The organism is Albidovulum sp. (genome assembly GCF_041919395.1).
Lineage (GTDB): Bacteria > Pseudomonadota > Alphaproteobacteria > Rhodobacterales > Rhodobacteraceae > Albidovulum.
In genome coordinates this window covers 1-6,661 of sequence record NZ_JAYRTX010000133.1, presented here as the reverse complement: position 1 = coordinate 6,661, position 6,661 = coordinate 1, and the positions used below count along the sequence as shown (strand labels likewise).

The window sequence follows — 6,661 nt, the reverse complement described above, 5'->3', positions numbered from 1 at the left end:
GGCGGAAATACTCGAGCTGGCGCTCGTTCATGAACGGTTCATCTTCTGCCGGACGGTAATCGTCGGGAAGAAAGATCTCGGGTTTCATCTCCGCTCCCTTCCTTGGTCCGGCACCGGAAGTCGCTATCATTTCGGTCATCCGGAACTCCTTGGGCGCTCCCATATCCGATGCCGCGAGGGATGTCACTAGCCCAACCCTCTGCTTGCGGCATTTTGATGGCGGCGGTATGACTGTCCCCAACATCTGCGCCATCCCCCCGGAAAAACGATGAAATTCACCGGCACCGATCGCTATGTCGCCACCCAGGATCTGACCGTCGCCGTCAACGCCTCAGTCGCGCTGGAGCGGCCGCTCCTCGTGAAGGGCGAGCCGGGGACCGGCAAGACCGAGCTTGCGCGCCAGGTGGCCGAGGCGCTCGGGCTGCCGATCGTCGAGTGGCACATCAAGTCCACGACGAAGGCGCAGCAGGGACTCTACGAATACGATGCCGTCAGCCGGCTCAGGGACAGCCAGCTCGGCGACGAACGGGTGCACGATGTCGCGAACTACATCCGCAAGGGCAAGCTCTGGCAGGCCTTCGAGGCGGCGGGCAAGGTCGTCCTCCTGATCGACGAGATCGACAAGGCCGACATCGAGTTTCCGAACGACCTTTTGCAGGAACTCGACCGCATGGAGTTCTTCGTCTACGAGACCGGCGAGACGATCCGGGCGCGCCACCGCCCCGTCGTGGTCATCACCTCGAACAACGAGAAGGAGCTGCCGGACGCCTTCCTGCGGCGCTGCTTCTTCCACTACATCCGCTTCCCCGATGCCGAGACGCTGAAGAAAATCGTCGGGGTGCATTTCCCCGGCATCAAGGAGCACCTCCTCTCTACCGCGCTGGCGCAGTTCTACGAAATCCGCGAGACGCCGGGGTTGAAGAAGAAACCCTCCACCTCGGAGGTGCTCGATTGGCTGAAGCTGATCCTGGCCGAGGATCTCGCGCCCGAAGACCTCCGGCGCGACCCGGCGAGCATGCTGCCGAAGCTGCACGGCGCGCTTCTGAAGAACGAACAGGATGTGCAGCTTTTCGAGCGACTGGCCTTCCTGGCCCGCAACCGCCGCTGACGCCGGGCGCGGCAAGGATCGCCGTTTATCCGGGGTAGCAGCCGCGGCGAAGGCAGGCTAGCGTCGGCCAGCCGCAAGAGGAACGCATGGCCCGCCCAGACACGCTCGTGATCCGCCCGATCGGGCCCGACGACGCGCCGGAGTGGCGCCGGCTCTGGCGCGCCTACCTCGGTTTCTACCGGACCGAACTGCCCGACGAGGTCTATGCCGAGACCTTCGCCCGGCTCCTCTCCGGCCGGGACGGGGAGTTCCGCGGCCTGCTGGCGCTGGTGGACGAAACGCCCGTCGGGCTTGCCCATTTCCTCTTCCACCGGACCTGCTGGGCGCTTGCCGACACCTGCTACCTTCAGGACCTCTTCGCCGACCCGGACCACCGCGGCCGGGGGATCGGCCGGGCGCTGATCGAGGCGGTCTATGCCGCCGCAGATGCCGAGGGGGCGGCCTCGGTCTACTGGCTGACGCAGGAGACCAACACGACCGCGCGGCGGCTCTACGACCGGATCGGCGTGAAGACCCCCTTCATCGAATACAACCGGAAATGATCCCTTGCGACGCGTCCTGACCGTCTGCCTCGCCGCGCTGCTTCTCTCCGCCTGCGGCGCCCCTCCGCCGGCCGCGCGCAATGCCGCCGTCCCGGATGCGCCCGACCTGCCGCCGATGCGGCGCTTCGGGGCGACGGTGCCCGAACCGGCGCGGCGTTCCAACGCGGAGATGGCGCAGGACTTCATGGACCTCTCGTTCAACCTCGAGAGCGGGCGCACGGTGCCGGTCTTCACCCGTTTCGAAGGTCCGATCCGTGTGCGCATGACCGGCGCACCGCCCCCGACGGCGGCGGAGGACCTCGGCCGGCTCCTCGCCCGGCTCCGCGCCGAGGCGGGCCTGCCGATCGCCGCCGCACGCCCCGACGAGCCTGCCGAGATCACGGTGGAGTTCCTGCCGCGCAAGGCGATGCAGAGGCTGGTCCCGCGTGCCGCCTGCTTCGTCGCGCCGCGTGTCTCCTCATGGGACGGCTACAGGCGCGCGAGCCGTGCCTCGCTCGACTGGGCCACGCTGCAGGTGCGCGACCAGGCGGCGATCTTCGTGCCGAACGACACTGCCCCGCAGGAGGTGCGCGACTGCCTGCACGAGGAACTCGCCCAGGCGCTCGGCCCCCTGAACGACCTCTACCGCCTGCCCGATTCCGTCTTCAACGACGACAACATCCATACCGTCCTCACCGGCTTCGACATGCTGATGCTGCGTGCGACCTATGCACCCGAGCTGCACTCGGGCATGACCGCGGGGGCCGTGGTGGAACGGCTGCCCGACATCCTCGCGGCGATCAACCCGCGCGGCGAACGGGGTCCCGCGCCGATGCCCGATCCGACGCCGCGGGCCTTCATCGATGCGATCGAGACCGCGCTCGGCCCCGGTGCCTCCGGCGCGCGCCGCCGCGCCGCGGCCGCGAGCGCCGTGCGCATCGCCGAGGAGCGCGGCTGGCGGGACGCCCGCGCGGGCTTTGCCTGGCTCGCGCTCGGCCGGCTCTCGCTCGGCCATGACCGGGCAGCGTCGCGGACGGCCTTCGCCCGGGCCGCGGACGTCTACGCGGGGCGGCCGGAACTCGCGCTGCAATCGGCCCATGCCGACATGCAGCTCGCGGCCTTCGCGCTGTCCGACGGCGACGCCCGGAGGGCGCTCGACCTGACGGCGCGCGCGGCGCCGCAGGCTGCCCGCGCCGAGAATGCGGCGCTTCTGGCGAGCCTCCTGATGGTGCGCTCGGCGGCGCTCGACCTCGTCGGCCGTGCCTCCGAGGCGCAGGCGGTGCGGATCGACAGCCTCGCCTATGCGCGCTATGGCTTCGCATCGGATACCGAGGTCACTGCGCGCTACGCCAACATCGCGGCGCTTTCGCCGGTGACCCGCCGATGAACCGACAGCGAACCGAACGAGGCCCCGAGTGATCCTTTTTCCCGCCATCCTGATCGGCGCCGTCCTCGGCTGGGTCCGCGCCGGGCGCCACGGCGGCAATCGCGCCGACAAGGTGCAATATGCGCTGGCCCATGCGATTCTCTTCGCGATCCTCGGGCTCTTCGCAACGATCCTCTACCACCGCATGACCTGACCGCGATGTTCCTGCGCTTCTTCGAGACCCTCCGCAAAACCGGCGTGCCGGTGACATTGCGGGAGTATCTCGGGTTTCTCGAAGGCATGGCCGCCGGTCTCGTCACTTACGACGTTGACGGGTTCTACTATTTCGCCCGCACCGCGATGGTGAAGGACGAACGCCACCTCGACCGCTTCGACCGCGCCTTCGCCGAAACCTTCCGCGGGCTGGAGGCGATCACCCCGGACCAGGTGCTGGAGGCAATCGACCTGCCACGCGACTGGCTGGAAAAGCTGATCGACCGCAGCCTGAGCGAGGCCGAGAAGGCCGAAATCCGGGCGCTTGGCGGCTTCGAAAAGCTGATGGAGACGCTGAGGGAGCGCCTTGCCGAACAGAAGGGCCGCCACCAGGGCGGGTCGAAATGGATCGGCACCGCCGGCACCTCGCCCTTCGGCGCACATGGCTACAACCCCGAAGGGGTGCGCATCGGCCAGGAGGAGAGCCGCCACCAGCGTGCCGTGAAGGTCTGGGACAAGCGCGAGTTCCGCAACCTCGACGACCAGGTGGAACTGGGCACCCGCAACATCAAGGTGGCGCTGAAGCGGCTCCGCCGCTGGGCGCGAACCGGGGCGGCGGAGGAGCTCGACCTGCCCGGCACGATCCGGGCGACGGCCGAGCACGGCTGGCTCGACGTGCAGACGCGGCCGGAGCGCCACAACGCGGTGAAGGTCCTGCTATTCCTCGACATCGGCGGCTCCATGGACCCGCATGTCCGGGTGGTGGAGGAACTCTTCTCGGCCGCTCGCGCCGAGTTCAAGCATCTCGAATACTACTACTTCCACAACTGCCTTTACGAGGGTGTCTGGCGCGACAACCGCCGCCGCTGGGATGAACAGACCCCGACGGCCGAGGTGCTGAGAACCTACGGCGGCGACTACAAGGCGATCTTCGTCGGTGACGCCGCGATGTCGCCCTACGAGATCGCCCACCCCGGCGGCGCAAGCGAACACTGGAACCCCGAGGCCGGGGAGGTCTGGCTGGCCCGCGCGCGGGCGCAGTGGCCGGCGAACGCCTGGCTCAATCCCCTGCCGGAACGGCACTGGCAATACACCCAGTCGGTCGGCATGATCCGGAGCCTCTTCGAGGGCCGGATGTTCCCGCTGACGCTCGACGGGATCGCGCGGGCGATGAAGGCGCTCGGCTGAGGGGCATGGACTCCGCCGAAGCGCGGACCTAGCGTTCGCGCATTCCGGAACGGACGCGCCATGACCACCATCGACCAGACGCCGGCCCCGCCCGTGCAGCAGACCGCCTTCGCCATCCTCGTGGCGATCGGCCTTTGCCACATGCTGAACGACATCATGCAGTCGCTGCTGTCGGCCATCTACCCGATGCTGAAGGAGGACTTCGCGCTCGACTACGGGCAGATCGGGCTTCTGACGCTGTGCTTCCAGGTCACGGCCTCGCTCCTGCAGCCGGTGGTGGGCATCTTCACCGACCGCAGGCCGCTGCCGAAATCGCTGCCCGTCGGCATGGGATCGACCTTCTGCGGGCTCATCCTGCTCGCCTTCGCGCCGACCTACCCGCTCCTGCTCCTCGGCGCGGCATTCATCGGCATCGGATCGGCAGTGTTCCACCCCGAGGCAAGCCGGGTCGCGCGCATGGCGTCCGGCGGCCGCTACGGGCTGGCGCAGTCGCTCTTCCAGGTCGGCGGCAACTTCGGCACCGCCATCGGCCCGCTCCTCGCCGCCTTCATCGTGGTGCCGCTCGGCCGCCCCTCGGTCGCGGCCTTCTGCCTCATCGCGGCGCTCGGCATCCTCATCCTGACCCATGTCAGCCGCTGGTATGGCGCCGCGCTGACGGTCGCGCGCGGACGCAAGGCGGCCGACAGGACGCTGCCGCTTCCGCGCGGGCGGGTCGTCACGGCGCTCGTGGTGCTGGCCTTTCTCACCTTCTCGAAGAACATCTACACCGCCTCGATCTCCAGCTATTATACCTTCTACCTGATCGAGACCTTCGAACTGACCACCCAGCAGTCGCAGATGATGCTCTTCCTCTTCCTCGCCGCGATGGCGGCGGGCACGATCCTTGGCGGGCCGGTCGGCGACCGCTTCGGCGCACTGCCGGTGATCTGGATCTCGATCCTCGGCGTGCTGCCCTTCACGCTTGCCCTGCCCTACGCCGACCTTTTCTGGACGGGCGTCCTGTCGGTGATCATCGGGCTCGTCCTTGCCTCGGCCTTCCCCGCGATCGTCGTCTTCGCGCAGGAACTCGTGCCGGGTCGCGTGGGCATGGTCGCGGGCATCTTCTTCGGTTTCGCCTTCGGCATGGGCGGAATATCCGCCGCGGTGCTCGGGGTCATGGCCGACCAGTACGGGATCGACCTCGTCTACCGCATCTGCGCCTGGCTTCCGGCGATGGGCCTCCTGACCGTCCTCCTGCCCTCGCGGCGCAGCCTGAGGGCCTTCGGCTGAGGCCGCCTTTTCCGGCGATACAGTCCACCCCATATTCACGCCATGCTGAAGCTGACGCCGATCCTCCTCGCGCTTCTCTATGCCGTCGTCCTCTGGCGCTTCTCGGCCTGGCGGACGGCGAAGGAACTTGACGCCAACTCGACGGAGCTTCGCGACCCCGCGCTCGGTGCCGTCACGGAACGGCTCGCCCGCGCGCTCGGAGTCGCGCGCGTACCGGTCCGCGTCTACGAGGTGGCGCCGGTGAACGGCCTTGCGGCGCCGGACGGCCGCATCTTCCTCACCCGCGGCTTTCTCGACAGGTTCCGCGCGGGCGAGGTGACGGCGGAGGAACTGGGCAGCGTCATCGCCCATGAACTCGGCCATGTGGCGCTCGGCCATTCCCGGCGGCGGATGATCGACTTCACCGGGCAGAACGCGATCCGGGTGATGCTCGCCACGCTGCTCGGCCGGCTGCTGCCGGGCATCGGCGTCTGGCTCGCGAACCTTCTGACATCGCTCGTCGCGGCACGGCTCAGCCGGCGCGACGAGTACGAGGCCGACGAATGGGCCACGGCGCTGCTGATCAAGGCGGGGATCGGCGCCGCCCCGCAGAAGTCGCTTTTCGCCAAGCTCGGCCGGCTCACCGGGCAGGCCGGCGCCGCGCCTGCCTGGCTTCTGAGCCATCCGAGGACCGAAGACCGCATCGCCGCGATCGAGGCGAACGAGCGGAAGTGGGGTCTCTCCGGCTGAACGGGCGCAGCCCAGGCCGCGGCCCGACTTTCATTGTGGCCGAAATACTCCGGGGGCATGGGGGCAGCGCCCCCACCCGCGGCCCCGCCTACCCGGCCAGGGCCTTGCCGAGACGCGGCAGCTTCGCCCGCTTCAGCAAAGGCCGCAGGGGTTGCGCCTCGCCCGAGAGGCGCTCAGCCTCCGCCCGCACGGTTTCCACCACGCCCGCCACTGTCCCGGGCGCGCCCTGCCAGAGGGCAAGCAGGAACCGGTCCGGGTCCTCGCGCC

The 6,661-nt window shown here is 68.8% G+C and carries 7 protein-coding genes and 1 pseudogene; 7 read left to right on the top strand and 1 reads right to left on the bottom strand.

Annotated elements, in window-relative coordinates; all coding sequences use genetic code 11:
- Positions 1-139, bottom strand: a pseudogene (locus tag ACMUOO_RS16005) (RNA polymerase-binding protein DksA); the annotation flags it as partial.
- Between the two features lie 129 nt (positions 140-268).
- On the opposite strand from ACMUOO_RS16005, the gene ACMUOO_RS16000 reads away from it, so the two are divergent.
- The 7 genes from ACMUOO_RS16000 to ACMUOO_RS15970 all read left to right on the top strand — a co-directional run bounded on the left by ACMUOO_RS16000 (position 269) and on the right by ACMUOO_RS15970 (position 6,394).
- Positions 269-1,108, top strand: coding sequence for an AAA family ATPase (locus ACMUOO_RS16000; protein WP_301918016.1), 840 nt, complete (start codon positions 269-271; stop codon positions 1,106-1,108).
- A gap of 86 nt (positions 1,109-1,194) precedes the next feature.
- Complete coding sequence (locus ACMUOO_RS15995) at positions 1,195-1,650, top strand: GNAT family N-acetyltransferase (RefSeq protein WP_301918015.1); 456 nt, start codon at positions 1,195-1,197, stop codon at positions 1,648-1,650.
- Between the two features lie 4 nt (positions 1,651-1,654).
- The gene (locus ACMUOO_RS15990) at positions 1,655-3,016 is read left to right on the top strand and encodes a DUF2927 domain-containing protein (protein WP_301918014.1); all 1,362 of its coding nucleotides are present in this window, start codon (positions 1,655-1,657) and stop codon (positions 3,014-3,016) included.
- Between the two features lie 28 nt (positions 3,017-3,044).
- Positions 3,045-3,209, top strand: a complete 165-nt coding sequence (locus ACMUOO_RS15985) for a hypothetical protein (protein ID WP_301918013.1) — start codon at positions 3,045-3,047, stop codon at positions 3,207-3,209.
- A gap of 5 nt (positions 3,210-3,214) precedes the next feature.
- Positions 3,215-4,396: a vWA domain-containing protein gene (locus ACMUOO_RS15980; protein WP_301918012.1), complete on the top strand. Its 1,182-nt coding sequence runs from the start codon at positions 3,215-3,217 to the stop codon at positions 4,394-4,396.
- Between the two features lie 60 nt (positions 4,397-4,456).
- Positions 4,457-5,665, top strand: coding sequence for an MFS transporter (locus ACMUOO_RS15975; protein ID WP_301918011.1), 1,209 nt, complete (start codon positions 4,457-4,459; stop codon positions 5,663-5,665).
- A gap of 42 nt (positions 5,666-5,707) precedes the next feature.
- A complete protein-coding gene (locus tag ACMUOO_RS15970; protein ID WP_301918010.1) occupies positions 5,708-6,394 on the top strand; it encodes a M48 family metallopeptidase in 687 nt (228 codons plus the stop codon).
- The last annotated feature ends 267 nt before the right edge of the window (positions 6,395-6,661 follow it).